A 17248-nucleotide genomic window follows, 5' to 3' on the forward strand; every position below is an offset into this window, starting at 1 on the left:
AAATATCAATACTACTCGTTGTCTATAGTATACTCGATTACCGATGATAATTGTATTTAATATTTCCGTCCTCTTGTATTCTCCCCTAATTTATTGATTTTTTATTCTTATTTGCTTATCTTAGCCCCTCTTTTTTCTGATGAGTAAGATTATGAAGATTATTTTGGTTGAAGATAACTTTAGTCTTTCGTATACAATGAGTAACTTACTCGCAAAATTAGATTGTGAGGTAAAGCACTTCTCCACTGGAGAAAAGGCCATTGAATACTTTAGTGACCCGGATTCATCTTATGATCTAGTCATTTTGGATGGTAATTTGGCTCCAACTTATTTATCTGGAAATAGCAAGATTTGTAATGGGCCTGAAGTCGCCGCTGTAATACTAAGGCTCAATAAAAAAACTCCCATTATTCCGTGGACAGACGATGCTCAGATGTTAATTCGATTTCAAAAGCTATTTGACTTGTATGAGAAAGGCCCTATACCTCAGTTAAAAAAGCCCATTGTCCCTTCAAATTTAAGAGAGGTAATTACATCTTTTATCAATAATAATGCAAACCTAGAGAATGAGGGAAGCTCACAGTCAAGGGGACGTGCCTTTACTTCACCGCCAGTCTTGCGAAAGTCCTGATTTATGGACTATTCTTATCTTATAACTTATTAATTATTTTGTATTAACATTGAGCAGTAAATTACAGAACGAAAAGCTAAACTATTCCCATCTAAGCTCTCAGCAGTTAGCAAATCTATGCGGTGTTTTTCACGAAAATATCAAATTAATTGAATTATTTTTTAACGTAACGATTAAAATTGGTCACGATGAGGTCAGTTTATTTGGCTATTCCCATCCAGGCTTACTTAAAGCAAAGCAAGTTATCAAGCAACTTCATAAGCTGGCAAATAATCCTATTCAAGTTGAAACCGTTAATTCTTTTTTAGAAAATAAGGATCCCAAAACTGTTATGTCACAATCCATTAAATTAACTCGTAAGACGATATTACCTCGTAATACCAAGCAGGCAGATTATCTCCATAGCATTAGTAAACATGATATTACCTTTGCTGTTGGTCCTGCCGGTACTGGAAAAACCTACCTTGCAGTATCAAAAGCAATTGAAGCATTTGAAAAAGGCGAAGTTCAGCGTTTGGTATTTGTCAGGCCTGCTGTTGAAGCAGGTGAAAAACTAGGGTTTCTGCCAGGGGATTTGGTAGAGAAGGTTCTTCCCTATTTGCGGCCAATTTATGACGCTTTATATGAAATGATAGGCTTTAAAGAAACCCAAAAACTAATCCAAACCGACGTAATCGAAGTGTTACCTCTAGCCTTCATGCGAGGTAGAACCTTAAACGAAGCCTTTATTATTCTTGATGAAGCACAAAATACAACGGTATCTCAGATGAAAATGTTTCTGACACGAATGGGCTTTGGCTCTAAAACGGTCATCACCGGAGACATAACTCAAATCGACTTGCCGAAAGGAACTGAATCCGGTTTATCCCATGCAGTTAAATTACTTGCTTATATTCCTGAAATTAGCATTCATTATTTTACCAGCCGCGAAGTTGTTAGACACCCACTGGTTTCGCGTATTATTGACTCCTATGACACATTAAAAAAGGATCTTAGAGAATGAGTTATCATATTGACTTACAACTAGCCTGTGAAGAAGCTATCCCCGTGGATAAAAATTCCCTTATTTCCTGGGCACAATTACCCCTTATTGAACACTTGGATTCAGCTGAGTTAACATTGCGTTTAGTTGACAAAGAGGAAATTAGACAATTAAATCATACGTACAGAAATCAGGACAAAGCAACCAATGTGCTCGCTTTTCCTAGTACTATTCCTGATAATATAGAACTTGAGTACCCCTTACTGGGCGATGTAATAATTTGCCCTGCTGTTTTACAAGCAGAGAGCATTGATCTCGATAAACCATTGACAGCGCACTGGGCACATATTGTAATTCATGGGGTCTTACACTTATTAGGCTATGATCATATTGAAAATAACGACAAAGAAATCATGCAAGCACTGGAAATAAAATTACTTGCTAAGCTAGGTTTTGCTAATCCATATCAACCAGAGGATAACCATCTTGAGCAGAGAGGATGATAATAGTTCCTTATTTATGCGTTTAAGACAGTTCTTACAAGTCGAACCACAAAACAAAGAGGAATTGATTAATTTATTGCGTGATGCTCATATTCGCTCATTGATTGATTCTGAGACATTAAATATGATTGAAGGAGTCATTCAATTCGCCCAAATGCGAGTAAGGGATATTATGCTTCCTAAAAAGCAAATGACTTATATTCCTCAAGATTTTGAGTTGAAAGAGATTATCGATATTGTCACAAGTTCCGGCCACTCTCGTTTCCCTGTCACAGGTGATCACAAAGATGAAATTATTGGCATCTTACATGCAAAAGATTTATTACGCTTTCAAGTAAATCAACCTACAGAATTTGATTTACATGACATTATTCGTCAAGCCACTTTTGTACCTGAAAGTAAGCGCCTTGATTTATTGCTAAGTGAATTTCGTAATAATCGCAATCACATGGCAATTGTTGTAGATGAATACGGGGCCGTAAGTGGTTTTGTGACAATAGAGGACATTATTGAGCAAATTATTGGCGATATTGAAGATGAGTTTGATATTGATGAGGAAGCTTATATCAAAGCACATGGTGACTCTTACTATATCGTTAAGGCACATACTCCAATAGAGGAGTTTAATGAACAATTAAACGCCAATTTCAGTGATGAATCTTATGACACTATTGGTGGGATTGTTATGACAAACTTTGGACACTTACCTCAACGAGGGGAAACAATTACAATCGAACAATTTGAATTTAAAGTCATAAATGCAGATGCAAGACGGATTAAATTGTTAGGCTGCTTGGATAAACGCCCAAGTAAGGATAAATTAACTGTTCCCTAGCAAATAAAACAGCTCGTCTAAAAATGCAGTAAAATTAAATGTGGGAACACGCTTCGGATTGACTGGTTCTTCCGGAGAGCTGTATTCAATAAGTCAATGTAGTTATAGGTGAAAGGTGCATTTAAGTAGAACAAACTATCGCATTTTCGTCGTTGAAGACGGAATGAAAAACAAAGTGATTCAATATCGAGGACAATTAAGAAATGAACAATAGTATCTTGATTGTAGATGACGACACTGAACTAACTGATCTTTTAGTGCAATATCTGGAACCTGAGGGCTTTAATGTCGTCTGTGCCCATGATGGTGAAAATGCTGTCAAAAAAGCACTTAATCAAGTTTTTGACGCTATTATTTTAGACGTGATGCTTCCTAAATTGAATGGCTTTGAAGTATTAAAGGCTATTCGTGAACACTTGGATACACCCGTCTTAATGCTGACAGCCCGTGGTGATGATATTGATCGTATTGTAGGGCTTGAAATTGGTGCTGATGATTACTTGCCCAAACCTTGCAACCCTCGTGAATTAGTCGCCAGATTACGTGCTATCCTTAGACGCACTCAAAAAATTCCCACTCAGCGTCCTATTATTGAACATCAAGACATCGTCGTTGATTGCTCCAAACGTCTTGCCACGCATCATGGGGAAACAATGGAATTAACCAATGCCGAGTTTAATATTCTTGAGATGCTAATTAAATCACCAGGCCAGGCATTTTCCAAAGAAGAGTTAACCGAATACGCTTTAGGAAGAAAATACACAGCCTATGACCGCAGTATTGATGTTCATATTAGTAATCTACGCAACAAATTAGGTGATAACCAAGAAGGCGAACCATTGGTAAAAACTGTTCGTGGTTTTGGATATATGTTTAATGCGTAGTCTGTATTGGCAAATCTTTTTATCTTTTTGGCTGGCCACCATTCTTATTATTATCACTACGGCCTGGGTTACAAGTGAGATTGCGCAAAAGTCCTCAATTCCTGCCCGTGAGCGCGTGTTTATGGACAGTTATGCCAATGCGGCAGTAGCAACTTTTGAATCAGGTCAGCATATAGCCTTAAAAAAATGGTTAAACCAGATAGGCATGTCCAGAAAAATGACCTTATATTTACTGAGCAGTACCGGTGAAATTATAGGCAATCAAACGCCGCCTGACGTGGTCAAACAAATCTCTAACAACTTAGTCGACGAAGAGTTAGATGATGGTGTTATAAAATTTGGCGATATTATCGTTAGTCATGAAATTCTTTCTACCTCCGGTAGCGCATATCGTTTGGTCGCTGTCAGTGAAAAACCATTGGCTCATTTTGTAGAAATTCCCTGGGCCGGCTTAACAATACGTTTGGCTATTGCCATTATCATTAGCGGTCTCATTTGTTATTTATTATCCGTCTATCTAACCCAACCTCTGCGCTCCTTGAGAATGGCGGCAAAATCAATCGCCACAGGTCAATTAAGTACTCGCGTGGGTCGCATTAAGGGACATCAACGAGACGAAATTGCTGAGCTAAGTGATGAGTTTGACCGGATGGCTGAACAACTCGAAACAATCATGAACTCAAAAGAACGTTTATTGCAAGACATCTCGCATGAGTTACGTTCCCCTCTTGCCAGGTTGCAAATAGCAATTGAATTAGGTCGTAAAAAAGCTAAAAACTTAGCCGAGATAGAGTTTTCACGTATGGAAGTTGAATGTCTACGCTTAAATACTCTGATAGGGGAAATTTTGGAGTTCGCAAGACTTGATAAGTCTTTCACCCAGCTTAATAGAACACTTATCAATTTACCTACTTTACTCAAACAAATCATTGATGATGCCAATTTTGAACTAGGTACTAAGCAATCCGGCGTATTCTTACAAGAGGAAATAGGAAATTGCCAATTATTTCTCGATGAGCGCTTAGTACACCGTGCAATCGAAAATATCATTCGCAATGCCTTAAGATACTCAGCACCAAATCCTCATGTCGATGTGTCTTTACATTTTGATGTTAAACACTCTCAAATCAATATTGACATTGCAGATAATGGCCCTGGAGTCCCAGAAGAACAATTAGAAAAAATTTTCAACCCTTTTTATCGAGTTGACTCTTCAAGAGAGAAGAAAACAGGAGGTTATGGCCTTGGCTTATCAATAGCCCAACAGGCTATAAAACTGCATCAAGGCCAGATTTCCGCGATGAATCGTAAGGAAGGTGGACTTCTAGTGCGAATAAGCCTGCCTTTGTTGCTCAATCCCCCCCTAACTAATTAGGCTGTTGCGATATAAATATCAAAAATTTTTCAAAGCTATTGTTATTCTTTTCTTAAATTCATTAAGATACCTAAATTCAGGCTGAGGTATAATTTTAGTGAGCAATGCGGAAAGACTTGATAGGGCAAGTAGTGTTTGTTTCTTCGCAGGTTTTGTAGTTTCACAACTGCAGCATTCGCCTGTTGCCGTCTTAGCTGCCCTTTCTAACCTTATTACTCTCTTTTTTAATTCACTTGGCTACGGATTATGGTTACTTGCTTGCCAATTGTATCCTGATTACCCTCGAGATGAGAACCATTGGTATGGTTTTACTGAAGTTAAAAATCAACAAAAAATAGCAGCTGTTCTTGGATCTATGGCTATTCTTTGTTGTGTGGTGGGGATTTTCATTTCTCCCTTGCTTTTACCAGCCAGCTGGTTATTTTTTGTAAGTAATTTTATCTGGTGCATTGGCGAGTACCATAAACAACAAAATCCTTTTAAGGAGGACGAAGCCTGTTCACCTGCCCAACAGACAGCTTATGTGCAATACGCGATTATCACCACTTTGATGGCTTTGATTCCTGCAGTAGCAGCCACCGTTTCGATGTTTTTTCCTCCTGCCGCTTTCCTTGCCTTTGTAGTATCTACGACCTTAGGCATCACATTGGGCTCAATAGCTTTTTATTGCTGGTTAGATTACATGATTGATATAGGAGCTCCCCAAGCACAAAGCTATGAGATACTTAGCCGAGATTTAGAAATGACAGAAGAACTCTCTTCAAATGTAACCTATGCTTCGCCCTCACCCTCAGAACAGGCCTGCTATCGACCGTTGTGGAAACAACAACGGTCTTCTGTAGGAAATGATCCTTTGAATCACTCTTCTTCCTTACTGTCATCAAACACCAGGACGTGTCCTTAATTATTGCCATTAAGCAAGACCTTAGTACTTGGTTACAATACCGAATAACAGATTTAGAAACTTATTCTTCCGAAATTATGTCCTTTAGAATTCTTAAAGAAGGCTTTCTTCGTGAGAATGACAATATACTTTCTCGCTTGGAGACTTTGAACAAAAGCATCGATGAACATCAAGCCACCCCAAATGCCAAAGCAATTCATTTGCTGATTAACTCTTACCATCAAGTTTTGCATAAAACTCACACCCCAGAAAGTCGCGCTTTTATTTCCTCATTAGATAAATTACTCAAGACTATGTCCAGACAAACCACCGATGCCATCGTCAGTCAGATGTCAAAAGAATTCGTCGATACGATAATATCTCATTGCTTAGCAGGCTTAAATAGTGATGATAAGTCATATGATTACGCATGCCGACATCTTTTAACAAGCCTTTGCCAACTCCAGTCTGCTTCTAATCATCAAACGTTAGAGCGGATAAAAGCTTATTTAGGTCAACAAGATTTAAATCTCCTGGGTGAGAAACAACTAATTTTAATCGCAAGCGATATTCTTAGTGGTACGGAAAAAGACTTAACCACCTCGACTCTAAATGGGGTATGGATACAACGTCTGTTAACATCCCCACGTTTTATAGCAGCAAGCAATCCCAAAGTAATTCAATCTCTTGTAGATCGTTATCGCTTTATTTCATTAACATTAAAACAAGATGAATTTGAGCGGTTAAATCAGTGGTTAAAGACCAAACTGGCTTTTTATGACCATCACCAGCAAAGTTTAACTCGCGTTGAGAAATCAATACTCGACTCCCCAAAACGTCGGGAATATCTTCTTAAGAAACGTGAGCGATTATTAAGTTTCCGTGCAGACGACAGTATTAGAGCTTTATTTAACCAGCTTGAAGACAACTGTATTGAATTGAGAAAAGACGCTCCTGAGACTGCAGATTCAGCATTAGATGTACTTTATAGCCATTATAATAGCAGCTTAACCAGTTTACGCTCTGATTTTTTATTTAAAGTTGCTGATTTTATTGTTAATCGAGCTTCACGGAATCGTGGAGATATTGATATCGCTCAAGACACACTCTTAGGATGGTTAAGACGCTATTTGCCGTATAAAAATTTTGAACAAAACGAGTTAGCGCGAAAATCCCAAGTATCGCTGTATAATGCTGAGGGGGAGAAAATTGGTTTTATTAACGAGGCCAATCAGGCAATGACCTTCATTGATGATGAACCTTGCTCTCTACTAGAGACCCAAGGAATGTGTCCTGGAATCTCTTTGTATGATAGTAATCGATGTGTGATGGGGACATTAATGCCATCAGGGGAAGTCAAACGTGAGAATTTATTTCAGAAAAGTACCAGCGCCCTATTAATTGCCAAAGTGCTAACTGAGCAACTCACTCAATCTCCGGCTGCTCTTGAATTATTAATGACTGATATTTTTACGGAACATACTTTAGAGCAACTCTATGCAAATAGTGAGACCGAGAAACACCCCTGGATTGAAACGCAAATCAGTTTACACTTTCTTGAGAAACAACAGCCTAAAGAAACCGTTTCTTATAGAACAGAAACACTATCGCCGATAAAAGCACCAAAAAACATCGGATTGTTCTCAAAAACCAGGAATACACAAGAAACTACGCTGGAGTCACAAACAGGCTTAGTCACCGGATAAGTCCGGTTAGAAATCCTCTATTAAAATTAAACTATAGTTATAATAGAGGATTAATTTGGAGAAAAGGTTATGAGATGGACTCTCTTACCCAATATTTTATTGTTTGCCTGTTTATCATTCGCGAGTTTTGCATTTCAGCCTAACAGCACAAGCCCGCAAAATCCAAGTTATCTCTATTACCCTGGTTTACAAAAAGGCCATGAATTAAATCCTTTTAATCGCCCACCTCAAAACAATGTGACTACTGGCAATGACAAATCAACCACTCGCTTTGATCAAAGTGGCTATTTGGATACCACACCAGTTGATGATACAGGTACAGAAAAAGACATTTATCACAAACTACAACCCAATTGGATTGTTCCAGGGCATCAACATCCATCACCGCAGCCAAAGTATCTTCCTAATCCTTAAATCAGTCCTATTAGTTCTGTAATAATTGTATGAATTAAGGATTAGCAATTCTAACGGTCATTGTACTGAATTAGGTTGGCAACGGATTATCCCCGACATGACGGCGATTATCACGTTGCTCTTTTTCTGCTGCCAGTATTTCTGCCATTTTCTCTTTACTAAAAAAATGTAAATTATGCCATTTTTGTCCATACATAGTGTGGAACATCGCTGAACATACAACAACATCGGATCCTTTGACTACATGAGTTTCAACATCAGAGGGGTATTTACCATTATTCTTAGGTGTATATTGTAGAAAAAAATCTTTAGTATAGGGTGGTTTTTTGAAATAAATAGTGATTGCATGAGGCTCCAGATCCTGCCCTATACCAGCGCCTGTTGTCGTCGAAATAGTGATTCTTTCTGTACCTCTCAGTGGCACCGTGACAAAAGAGCTACTCCTTTTTTTTGTCCGTAAGCAATCCTTTATAATATCTTGTAGAAGTATTATTTGTGTATTAGCGTGATTAATTAAAACATCCTTTAATACACCGCTAACGTCTCTTTTGCCCGCAAAACACCAACCTTGAGGAAGAGCTATATAAAGATGAGCCATTAATACCTCCCTAACAAACACAATCACCATTAAAAAAACACATCGTACAATGAAAATTCACCGAACTGCAAATCCAATATGCCTCTTCTGCAACGGCTGATGTTTAGAAACAAGGAAAACGACGGCTTATGATTGATAAGTAGTAAGAATATGGCGATTAGACGTATAGGCTATTTATGCGGGTCATGACTTGTCAGCCTAGTTGATAATGAGTATAGTCTCCAGCCAGATTAGGAGTATTATTTCATGGTTAACCTAGAAAAATCGATGATACATCAAGCCAAACAAGCCTTGGTGCATGCTTATGCTCCCTACTCCAATTTTCAGGTAGCCTCCTGCTTATGCAGTGAAGATGGTAATTTGTATACGGGAGTTAATGTAGAGAATACCTCTTATGGTTTATCCATCTGCGCAGAAGCATCAGCAATTTGTCATATGATTGCAGCAGGAAAAAGAAAAATTAAGAGCCTTGTTGTCCTTAATGGTGAAAATACTCTTTGCTCACCTTGTGGTGCTTGTCGTCAGCGAATTATGGAGTTTTCAACCCCTGATACACTGGTGCATCTATGTGATGAGCAAGCAGTAATAAAAACCATGCGAATTGATGAGTTATTACCCGAAGCATTTAGACTTAAGCCTTAACCAGGATTAAACATGACGAAAACAAACCTAACTGCCGCACATCAGGCAGCACAACAGATAAAAGAAAAAGTTCCAAATTTTAAACCCACTTTAGGCATCGTACTTGGTTCAGGATTAGGAAGTTTTGCAGATGAGTTAGAAGATGCTGTGTCCATTAGCTATGAGCAACTGCCAGGCTTTCCTAAGCTTACTGTGCATGGCCATGGGGGGAATTTAGTTTTGGGGTATTTGTCAGGGGTGGGAGTAGTCTGTTTACAGGGTCGAGCTCATACTTATGAAGGTACCAGCTATGAGGTTATAAAAACCTATGTTCGAACCTTAAAACTATTAGGTTGCGATTACTTCTTTGCCACGAATGCCTCAGGATCGCTTCGAGAAGATGTAGGGCCAGGCGAATTAATGCTCATTACCGATCATATTAACATGCAACCAGGTAACCCTTTGGTAGGGCCTAATGATGATGAATTTGGTCCTCGTTTTGTCCCTTTGGATAACGCTTACGACAAGGGAATGCGTGACAAATTGCTACAAATTGCCCATAAAGAAAGTATATCCTTGAATCAAGGAGTTTATCTTTCAGTATTAGGCCCAAATTATGAGACTGCCGCGGAGATCAGGGCATTTAGGATTATGGGCGCTGATGCTGTCGGTATGTCAACGGTACCAGAGGTTTTAGTGGCTAATCATTGCAATATGAAGGTTGCCGTTATCGCCACAATTACTAATTACGCTACAGGCCTTGCCTGCACTAGCCACAGTCATGAAGCTGTTGTATTAATGGCTTCCAAAGCAGCTGAAAAACTAAATCTTTTAGTTAAACAGTTTATTGCGAGTCTCGCGTGAATTTAGAAGCACAATTTTTGACAACCCTTGGCGAACTTAATGAAATATCTTGGGATATGAAAAAACTGAGTGCCCAAGCTATTTCGTTAATTGATTTAACATTGCTCGATGAAAAAGCCACTTCTCAAGATTTAAAAACTCTTAGTGAAAAAGGTAATGTACACCAAGTTGCAGCTATTTGCGTTTTACCCCAACATCTGTCAACAATTGCCCCTGTTGCGGCAACTCAACTCACAACTGTAATTAACTTTCCAACGGGAACTCAGGCTCTGTCGGAAGTCTTAACTGAGATTGATCAAATAATGATCCATAATCAGGTGAATGAAATTGATTATGTTTTCCCTTATCAAAATTATCTTAAAGGAGAAAAGCGGGAGGCTCTAGAGCATTGTCACCATGCCTATACTCGCTGCAAGCAGCATGGAGTTATTTTTAAGGTTATTTTGGAAACCGGTGCTCTCCCTACTTTGGAATCCATTTTTGCATTGAGTTGTGAAATCATCAGTCAAGGTTGCGATTTCTTAAAAACTTCAACTGGAAGAATTAATCAAGGCACAACCCCCTCTGCTGCTTTTGCCATGTTAAAAGCGATAGAAAATAGCAACACAAGTTGTGGCTTGAAAGTCTCAGGGGGAATAAAAACGCCTGAACAAGCCTTTACGTATATGTGTCTTGCGAAACAAATCCGAAACCGCGATTTAGATAACTCCTGGTTTCGGATTGGCGCTAGTAGTTTATTGGACGAACTGATGAGAACTTAAAAAAAGAAATATACTTCCACTCCCTACTTGTCTTTTGTAGTCTTTACTAATAGCGATTGAAGATACAAACTTACTCAAGAAATTCTTAACTTACTCGTTTTAAAAGTTTTAGAAAATAAATTATGTACGTCGAACCATACAAGCATTCGCTGCTGACTGTCCTACTGCCCTTAACATTCTAAGACTTATAAAGTCTCAAGATTTTAATAAGTTGATGATTATATTGTCAATTAGCAAAACAAGACTTTCGTATTTTTTCCCACTCCACCACCCAATTCATTTAACAACCCCTCCATGTGTTAATTTTTTGTAAACATTGTTTAAATTACACATTATTTGATTATATATATGCCAAAATTACAAATAATGCGGCAAATGATATGGTGATTCAAATGGGTAAAAAAGGAAAGCAGGAGGATACCGAAAATATTATTGATAGTAAAAGGATTGGGAAACTATTGGGGAAAGGAAATTTTGGTAGTGTCTATCAATATGGTAATCGTAGTGTTGTCAAGTTTACCAGTGATGTAAACGACTTTGAAATAAATAAATCTCTCACAAATAGTGTTAACGGCCATTTTAAAAAACAAAGACGCTCCGTAATAGACTTTTTTTCAGGTAGAAAAAAGCATGAAACAGAGAGTCGGCCATCTAATTACACAGAACAAGATTACCGTAAGGCGATAGCATTTAGCGATATGGGAGAAGAGAACACAGGTGAGAAGCGAAAAGGATTAATATCTGAAATTGCCACATATGGCAGCTTGGATGATTTTTTACAAAAACTGGTAACTAATAATATCAACTTAGATGAAAGAGCTTTACAAGCTTATAAAGCTAATCCAGAGCAATTTATAGATGTGGTCATAAAGAGAATGCATCACTGCATTGAGCTTTTCCAATCATTAGACTACATCCACGCCGATGTAGCACCACGAAATTTTCTGGTATACGACTTTACAGATGACCATTTTATATTTGACAAAGATGGCGAAATTGTAGGTCTTCGTGATTTTCCAATGAAGATTTCAGATTTTGGCATGTCGATGGAACTTCTTAGCAAACAAAACAAACAAGATGAAACGATAGCAATATTACCTGACCAAGAAAGTATTGAATATAACTTAGCATTGCTACCAGATAACAAAAAGACTAAAGGAGGCATACAAAAACTTGAGGATAACACCGTCTATATTCAATTAAGTAAGAAGAAAAACCCTGATTCATTCAAATACATTGTCAAAGATTCAGATGGTAAATTAAAAAAAGGAAAAATAAAATTTGATGAATTAAAAGATTTTGACCCCTCTCCTCCACTAACTATAGAAAAATTCCAAGATGTAAAACAACAAATTTTAGATATTGCTGCGCAAAAAGGCCATGTAAGTATCAAAGACAAAGTGCTAAATGAGGATAAAAACGAACAAGTCATAGCAAAAAAAACCTTTAGAATTCCAATAAAATGGCAAGAAAAATCTTTGCTAGATGAAGAACCCAGGTATTCAGTCATGTCTGATTGGTTCTCATTTAGAGCCTCCTTTATTAGTCTTATGAGTTTATTGAATAATGAATCAGAAAGCGCTTATCTTTCATTTGAAGATGAGAAGCGAGGAGTTAAAGCGTCTACTACAAGAGAGGTTGGTGAACTTAAAAGGATGATTTCCAATAAAGAGGCAATGTTACTTCATTTAGACTATGCTGAAACAAAAATTAAGACAAAAATAGTTTCTTTAAAAAGTGAGCTACCCGAAGAGAGTAAAATTAAGCAACTAGAGGAGGCTCTGCATAAGGCGAAAAAAAATTTAACTGAGATTAATAATCAATTAGGCAGTGTAGATAAGCTTGATGCTGCTGAAATTGACAAATTAAAAGACTCAATCCCAAAATTAGAGAAAAAAATTCAATATTTAACAGAGGTATTATCTGATATAGAAGAAAAGAAACTTCAATTAAGAACGGCGGAAGGTTGTATCTATTTAATTGAAACTTACAAAGAATACCTTATGGAATTCCCTGATGATCATGTCACTGAATCCCCTTCGAAACAAAAAGAGGATGATAAAAATTTATTCGCGTCAGCTAGCTTAGAAGAGGGAAAAAAACGAGGTAAGGAAAATTTAGATAATTTTTATGAAAAAAACCCTACAATGCCTGCAACAATTGAGGTCGCAAGCTTTAATGAAGATCATTACGAATTGGTTAAAGACAATGAATTGCCAAGTGCAGCAGAAAATACAAGCAGTTTAGCCAAACCTCAAAATAATTATGCTGAAGTCTCCCCTAATCTGGGACGAAAAAAACCGAGCTCCGAAGAAAATGCAAGTGGTTTACCCAAACCCCAAAATAATTATGCAGAAGTCTCCCCTAATTTGGGACGAAAAAAACCGAGCTCCGAAGAAAATACAAGCAGTTTAGCCAAGCCCCAAAATAATTATGTAGAAGTTTCCCCTAATTTGGGACGAAAAAAACCGAGCCCTGAAAGTAATGAAGGTAAAAGCAGCACAGAATTAATGTTGCAAAGACTGAGTAATATTCCAAAATCAAGCTCCTTAGAAAAAGATGTTGATAGAACAATAACTAGTCAGGCAAAACCTCCTCCCGATACCAGCGCACCTGTATCGGAGAAGAAAAACAACGAATCGGAAGAGATAGATAATTTGGAAGATGATGATGAACGTCTCAACTTAAACTCAGGTAGTGGCATGATATAATAGGTTTCAATAACTTAATTTGAATAATAATACGGAGTCTTTTATGAAAAACTTCATTAAAGGAAATCAGAAGATGACTAGAACAAATTATCACGAAATTTTAACGGATTATATTCGTAGCGAACAAGATGCAATCGCTATTCCGAACCTTAAATTTTTAATCAATCAATTTGATGAGAATTCACATCAAGGTAGCGTATTGATTAAAAACTTATTAGCATCAGTACTAGCTTTTACTCTTGAAACTGAATCTAGATGGAATGCAACTGGAACAAAAGAACGCCTAAATAATTTATTGAAAAAAATGGCTGTTAGCATTCAAAAATATGAAACCGAATATCCCAAGATAACCCTCAATGAGGAGGATGATGCACAAGCATTCTTATCTGCTCTTACTTACTCCAAGAAATGTATTCTGCATTATATGGAAAAGGCAAACAAACATTGTAAGCTTTATGAAGTATATACTCAGGAAGAAAATGATTTAAAAACAATTTTTTCAAAAATGGAAACCATGGATTTTACCTGTAAAAAATAATACGCACAGGGGTAGTAGTTGTTATATAAACATCGAGGAAACTAAAATTGAATCCTGGATTTTGATCTTCTACAAAATCCAGGAGTGTCTTTTCTGCACGGTTTGCAAACCATCAAGGCAAAACTTCAGTGCTTTTAGAGATAGCAATCATAAGCCACATGAACAACCCATACCAATTATTAGAAGTAAATGCTTGTAAACAGAGAGCTGGCTCACGTTTATAAATTAATTTTTGCTGATAAATCAGATTTAAGGTAGCACCTCCCCAACAAAGCCAAAAAAACACTGAGTGAAGATTAAGGGCTAAAGCAAACCAAAATAGATGAAATACTGACTGCATAAAGCCAATGGCAAACTTGTCCCATTCTGCAAAAAGAATTGCTGTGGATTTGACGCCAATACGTAAGTCATCCTCACGATCAACCATGGCATACTCTGTATCGTAAGCAACTACCCATAGAAAATTAATTAGCAACAGAATAAACATAGTCTTATCAAGAGCATGATCTAAAGCAGCAAATGCCATCGGTATCCCCATGGAAAAAGCAATACCCAACACTAACTGTGGGCTTCGAGTAAATCGTTTGCAAAAGGGGTAAAGCACCGTGATAAAAACTGCAATTAGAGCATAATAAAAACAGGCTTTAGGCAGTTGAAGCAAAATTCCTAACGCCATTAATAACAATGCGCCCAGTAAAAAAATAGCCTCAAGCAACCCCACTTCCCCAGTAGTTATCGGCCTTGTTTTTGTCCTTTCTACATGTAAATCAATATGTCTATCTGCAATATCATTAACAACACAACCTGCAGCGCGCATTAAGACGGTGCCAGAAAAAAACAATAAAATCAAAGAAAATGGAGGATTTCCTTGACTAGCTAACCAAAGTGCCCAAGCCGTTGGCCACCACAAAAGCAAAATACCGATTGGTTTATGAAACCTCATTAATCTTAAATAGCCACGCCAATTCACTTTATTATCCTTAAAAGACCAGGAAGAAGGATTTCAACAAGGTGAAAAGTTGCATTATGCGCCAATGAAAAAATAGAGAGTCGTACCCACAATCTGCTATTTTCTTCAGTTAACACAGAAGGAAACCAATGGTATTCCAAGCAGGAAACATTGATAGGATAATGAATCATCTGATTACGTTTTACTGCAGGTGTATTAAAAACAATGACCCCTAAGGATTCTTTTTGTAGTCTATCATAAAATGGAGGATTGGCTTGATAGCAATGATCTGGAATTATTGTTCTTGCATACCAGCATGGCGTATCACAGGCCGACATTATAATTTCTCGATGAATTACTTTTTTTCCTGACAAGCCAAGTACGAATTTATCCCACCAGTTTGGCTGCTCCCATCGTTGATTGAGAACACTCAACGATGCCTCACCGCACTCATCCTTTAACTTATCCGTCAAAGAGAGTTCATGCGTCAGCCAAGGCAGCAAAACCGCTGGGGGCGAATCAGTTTTAGTCGCTAGACTTTCAATTTGATTAAACATTTAATAAATAGCCACATCAAAGCTCAACAATTATCCTAGAAAAAGTAGTTGCTATTGTTGCGAAGCTGCTTAATGTGATGATAAACGTAAGCAGACGCAGTAACTCAGGATTATATCATCCGAGCTTCAAAAGCACTAATAACGAGTTTTCCATCTGCATTTAAGGCTGGCTTACTACACGGCCAAAGCGATTCACAACTAATTTCGCATGGTTTGACTCCACCGTAAGCAAATCAAAATGTCCACTGGTTGCGGCATGGTTTAAATTATTGGCAAATAAAAGGTAAGAATTAGATTGAAAACCTTTCCAACTGATTTGCAACCCTCGAAAATGCCATTTCCATTGATGCAATAATTTATCACCTTGATGATATTTATGCTTTTTATTATCAACAAAAAGAAGCATTCCTTTAGACCAGTCGCCTGAGTCATCTATAGGAGTCAATGCTAGACGAGCATCAAGCAGCAAAGCCATTTTCCTTGCATAACAGATTGCAGTACTTATTTCGTCTTCCGCCACTTGCAACTGATTTTTATTAAACAGTGAAAGTCCGGACGGTACGGATAGCAAAAACAGTAAAGCTAGCAAAATTAAAGTGCAAATCAACTCAAGTAAAGTTAACCCTTGCATTCCTCTCATTTTATGACTTATCTACTAAAAAATTTCTCACGGCTAGAAGATCGTCATAAGCTTTTTTCTTATCTAAGGGATTTCGCAATAAATAGGCCGGATGGTAACTAACTATAAACGGAGTGTTCTTGTAGGTGTGAATTCGTTGTCGAAGCTGATTTAATGGTAAAGGCTTATTGACTAAAAATTGCCCTGCAAAACGCCCCAAAGCAAGAATTAAATGTGGATTAATTAACTCAATTTGCCTGGCGAGATAAGAACTACACTGTGAAATTTCTTCAGGTTTTGGATCACGATTATCAGGCGGACGGCATTTCAAAACATTGGCAATATAAACATCCTGCTCCGTAAATCCAATACTTTGTAACATTTGATTTAACAACATCCCAGCTTTACCAACAAAGGGGAGTCCCTGCTTATCCTCATAAAAGCCCGGTGCTTCGCCAATGATCATTAACTTTGCAAGTGGATTACCACGGGAAAATACCGTTTGAGTGCGTGTTTTATGCAAGAGACAACCTGAGCAAGAAGCGACTTCTTGCGTAAGTTTTGCTAATTGTTTTTCGCAGGAAACATTTGCTTCGCGCTTAACCCAAACATCAATTCCCATCGTTTGTAGATAATAATTAAATGCATTTGACATGAAAAATAGTCATGAATTTTAACAGAACTAATTATTACAAATTAAGTTAAGCTTGCGAAGTCTACCTTCAAAAGAATTAGTTCCCAAAAAATTTTGAAGAGTCTGTTTGCTATTGCTAGCTTGAGTCGAAAAATCATGGCTTTTCGGCCAAGATAGTAGAAT

General features: G+C 37.6%; 19 protein-coding genes. 14 read left to right on the plus strand and 5 right to left on the minus strand.

Annotated features, from left to right (window positions below):
- Window positions 1-151: 151 nt before the first annotated feature.
- The 9 genes from Lbru_RS13040 to Lbru_RS13080 all read left to right on the plus strand — a co-directional run bounded on the left by Lbru_RS13040 (window position 152) and on the right by Lbru_RS13080 (window position 8213).
- On the plus strand, window positions 152-631 hold the full coding sequence (locus Lbru_RS13040) for a response regulator (RefSeq protein WP_058442561.1): 480 nt from the start codon (window positions 152-154) through the stop codon (window positions 629-631).
- Between the two features lie 49 nt (window positions 632-680).
- The gene (locus Lbru_RS13045; protein ID WP_058442562.1) at window positions 681-1634 is read left to right on the plus strand and encodes a PhoH family protein; all 954 of its coding nucleotides are present in this window, start codon (window positions 681-683) and stop codon (window positions 1632-1634) included.
- The gene (gene ybeY, locus Lbru_RS13050; protein ID WP_058442563.1) at window positions 1631-2116 is read left to right on the plus strand and encodes an rRNA maturation RNase YbeY; all 486 of its coding nucleotides are present in this window, start codon (window positions 1631-1633) and stop codon (window positions 2114-2116) included. Before Lbru_RS13045 ends, ybeY begins: the two co-directional genes overlap by 4 nt.
- Window positions 2100-2951 carry an HlyC/CorC family transporter gene (locus tag Lbru_RS13055; protein ID WP_058442564.1) on the plus strand — a complete coding sequence of 284 codons (852 nt, stop codon included), beginning with the start codon at window positions 2100-2102 and terminating at the stop codon, window positions 2949-2951. The genes ybeY and Lbru_RS13055 overlap by 17 nt, the downstream gene beginning before the upstream one ends.
- A 203-nt stretch (window positions 2952-3154) precedes the next feature.
- Window positions 3155-3835 (plus strand): two-component system response regulator CpxR, encoded by a 681-nt coding sequence (gene cpxR, locus Lbru_RS13060; protein WP_058442565.1) that lies wholly within the window; start codon window positions 3155-3157, stop codon window positions 3833-3835.
- Entirely contained in the window at window positions 3828-5210 is a 1383-nt protein-coding gene (gene cpxA, locus Lbru_RS13065; RefSeq protein WP_058442566.1) for a two-component system sensor histidine kinase CpxA, read from the plus strand. Before cpxR ends, cpxA begins: the two co-directional genes overlap by 8 nt.
- A gap of 97 nt (window positions 5211-5307) precedes the next feature.
- A complete protein-coding gene (locus tag Lbru_RS13070; RefSeq protein ID WP_058442567.1) occupies window positions 5308-6114 on the plus strand; it encodes a hypothetical protein in 807 nt (268 codons plus the stop codon).
- Window positions 6105-7799 carry a hypothetical protein gene (locus Lbru_RS13075; RefSeq protein WP_058442568.1) on the plus strand — a complete coding sequence of 565 codons (1695 nt, stop codon included), beginning with the start codon at window positions 6105-6107 and terminating at the stop codon, window positions 7797-7799. Before Lbru_RS13070 ends, Lbru_RS13075 begins: the two co-directional genes overlap by 10 nt.
- Window positions 7800-7868: 69 nt before the next feature.
- Complete coding sequence (locus Lbru_RS13080; protein WP_058442569.1) at window positions 7869-8213, plus strand: hypothetical protein; 345 nt, start codon at window positions 7869-7871, stop codon at window positions 8211-8213.
- 70 nt (window positions 8214-8283) lie between these two features.
- Here Lbru_RS13080 and Lbru_RS13085 read toward each other — a convergent pair whose 3' ends face one another.
- On the minus strand, window positions 8284-8811 hold the full coding sequence (locus tag Lbru_RS13085; RefSeq protein ID WP_058442570.1) for a hypothetical protein: 528 nt from the start codon (window positions 8809-8811) through the stop codon (window positions 8284-8286).
- 246 nt (window positions 8812-9057) lie between these two features.
- Between Lbru_RS13085 and cdd the strand changes: the two genes are divergently transcribed.
- The 5 genes from cdd to Lbru_RS13110 all read left to right on the plus strand — a co-directional run bounded on the left by cdd (window position 9058) and on the right by Lbru_RS13110 (window position 14306).
- Window positions 9058-9453, plus strand: coding sequence for a cytidine deaminase (cdd, locus tag Lbru_RS13090; RefSeq protein ID WP_058442571.1), 396 nt, complete (start codon window positions 9058-9060; stop codon window positions 9451-9453).
- A 12-nt stretch (window positions 9454-9465) separates the two neighbouring features.
- Window positions 9466-10296, plus strand: a complete 831-nt coding sequence (locus Lbru_RS13095; protein WP_058442572.1) for a purine-nucleoside phosphorylase — start codon at window positions 9466-9468, stop codon at window positions 10294-10296.
- Window positions 10293-11057, plus strand: a complete 765-nt coding sequence (gene deoC / locus Lbru_RS13100) for a 2-deoxyribose-5-phosphate aldolase (RefSeq protein ID WP_058442573.1) — start codon at window positions 10293-10295, stop codon at window positions 11055-11057. Before Lbru_RS13095 ends, deoC begins: the two co-directional genes overlap by 4 nt.
- Window positions 11058-11449: 392 nt before the next feature.
- Complete coding sequence (locus tag Lbru_RS13105; RefSeq protein ID WP_058442574.1) at window positions 11450-13768, plus strand: protein kinase; 2319 nt, start codon at window positions 11450-11452, stop codon at window positions 13766-13768.
- A 43-nt stretch (window positions 13769-13811) separates the two neighbouring features.
- Window positions 13812-14306: a hypothetical protein gene (locus tag Lbru_RS13110; RefSeq protein WP_131793467.1), complete on the plus strand. Its 495-nt coding sequence runs from the start codon at window positions 13812-13814 to the stop codon at window positions 14304-14306.
- A 112-nt stretch (window positions 14307-14418) separates the two neighbouring features.
- Here the strand turns inward: Lbru_RS13110 and ubiA are convergent, their stop codons facing one another.
- From ubiA to Lbru_RS13130, 4 genes are all read right to left on the minus strand, one after another.
- Window positions 14419-15276, minus strand: coding sequence for a 4-hydroxybenzoate octaprenyltransferase (gene ubiA / locus Lbru_RS13115; protein ID WP_083500921.1), 858 nt, complete (start codon window positions 15274-15276; stop codon window positions 14419-14421).
- Window positions 15273-15812, minus strand: a complete 540-nt coding sequence (locus Lbru_RS13120) for a chorismate--pyruvate lyase family protein (RefSeq protein WP_058442576.1) — start codon at window positions 15810-15812, stop codon at window positions 15273-15275. The genes ubiA and Lbru_RS13120 overlap by 4 nt, the downstream gene beginning before the upstream one ends.
- Window positions 15813-15972: 160 nt before the next feature.
- Window positions 15973-16443 carry a hypothetical protein gene (locus Lbru_RS13125; protein ID WP_058442577.1) on the minus strand — a complete coding sequence of 157 codons (471 nt, stop codon included), beginning with the start codon at window positions 16441-16443 and terminating at the stop codon, window positions 15973-15975.
- 10 nt (window positions 16444-16453) lie between these two features.
- Window positions 16454-17086 (minus strand): uracil-DNA glycosylase, encoded by a 633-nt coding sequence (locus tag Lbru_RS13130; RefSeq protein WP_058442578.1) that lies wholly within the window; start codon window positions 17084-17086, stop codon window positions 16454-16456.
- Window positions 17087-17248 lie beyond the last annotated feature (162 nt).

The organism is Legionella brunensis, from assembly GCF_001467025.1.
GTDB lineage: Bacteria > Pseudomonadota > Gammaproteobacteria > Legionellales > Legionellaceae > Tatlockia > Tatlockia brunensis.

What these genes read in the sequence shown, in the direction of transcription:
- Lbru_RS13040 (WP_058442561.1), top strand. Translation starts at nt 152, where the DNA reads ATGAAGATTATTTTGGTTGAAGATAACTTTAGTCTTTCGTATACAATG.
- ybeY (WP_058442563.1), top strand. Translation starts at nt 1,631, where the DNA reads ATGAGTTATCATATTGACTTACAACTAGCCTGTGAAGAAGCTATCCCC.
- cpxR (WP_058442565.1), top strand. Translation starts at nt 3,155, where the DNA reads ATGAACAATAGTATCTTGATTGTAGATGACGACACTGAACTAACTGAT.
- cpxA (WP_058442566.1), top strand. Translation starts at nt 3,828, where the DNA reads ATGCGTAGTCTGTATTGGCAAATCTTTTTATCTTTTTGGCTGGCCACC.
- Lbru_RS13080 (WP_058442569.1), top strand. Translation starts at nt 7,869, where the DNA reads ATGAGATGGACTCTCTTACCCAATATTTTATTGTTTGCCTGTTTATCA.
- Lbru_RS13085 (WP_058442570.1), bottom strand. Translation starts at nt 8,811, where the DNA reads ATGGCTCATCTTTATATAGCTCTTCCTCAAGGTTGGTGTTTTGCGGGC.
- cdd (WP_058442571.1), top strand. Translation starts at nt 9,058, where the DNA reads ATGGTTAACCTAGAAAAATCGATGATACATCAAGCCAAACAAGCCTTG.
- Lbru_RS13095 (WP_058442572.1), top strand. Translation starts at nt 9,466, where the DNA reads ATGACGAAAACAAACCTAACTGCCGCACATCAGGCAGCACAACAGATA.
- Lbru_RS13105 (WP_058442574.1), top strand. Translation starts at nt 11,450, where the DNA reads ATGGGTAAAAAAGGAAAGCAGGAGGATACCGAAAATATTATTGATAGT.
- Lbru_RS13110 (WP_131793467.1), top strand. Translation starts at nt 13,812, where the DNA reads ATGAAAAACTTCATTAAAGGAAATCAGAAGATGACTAGAACAAATTAT.
- Lbru_RS13120 (WP_058442576.1), bottom strand. Translation starts at nt 15,812, where the DNA reads ATGTTTAATCAAATTGAAAGTCTAGCGACTAAAACTGATTCGCCCCCA.
- Lbru_RS13125 (WP_058442577.1), bottom strand. Translation starts at nt 16,443, where the DNA reads ATGCAAGGGTTAACTTTACTTGAGTTGATTTGCACTTTAATTTTGCTA.
- Lbru_RS13130 (WP_058442578.1), bottom strand. Translation starts at nt 17,086, where the DNA reads ATGTCAAATGCATTTAATTATTATCTACAAACGATGGGAATTGATGTT.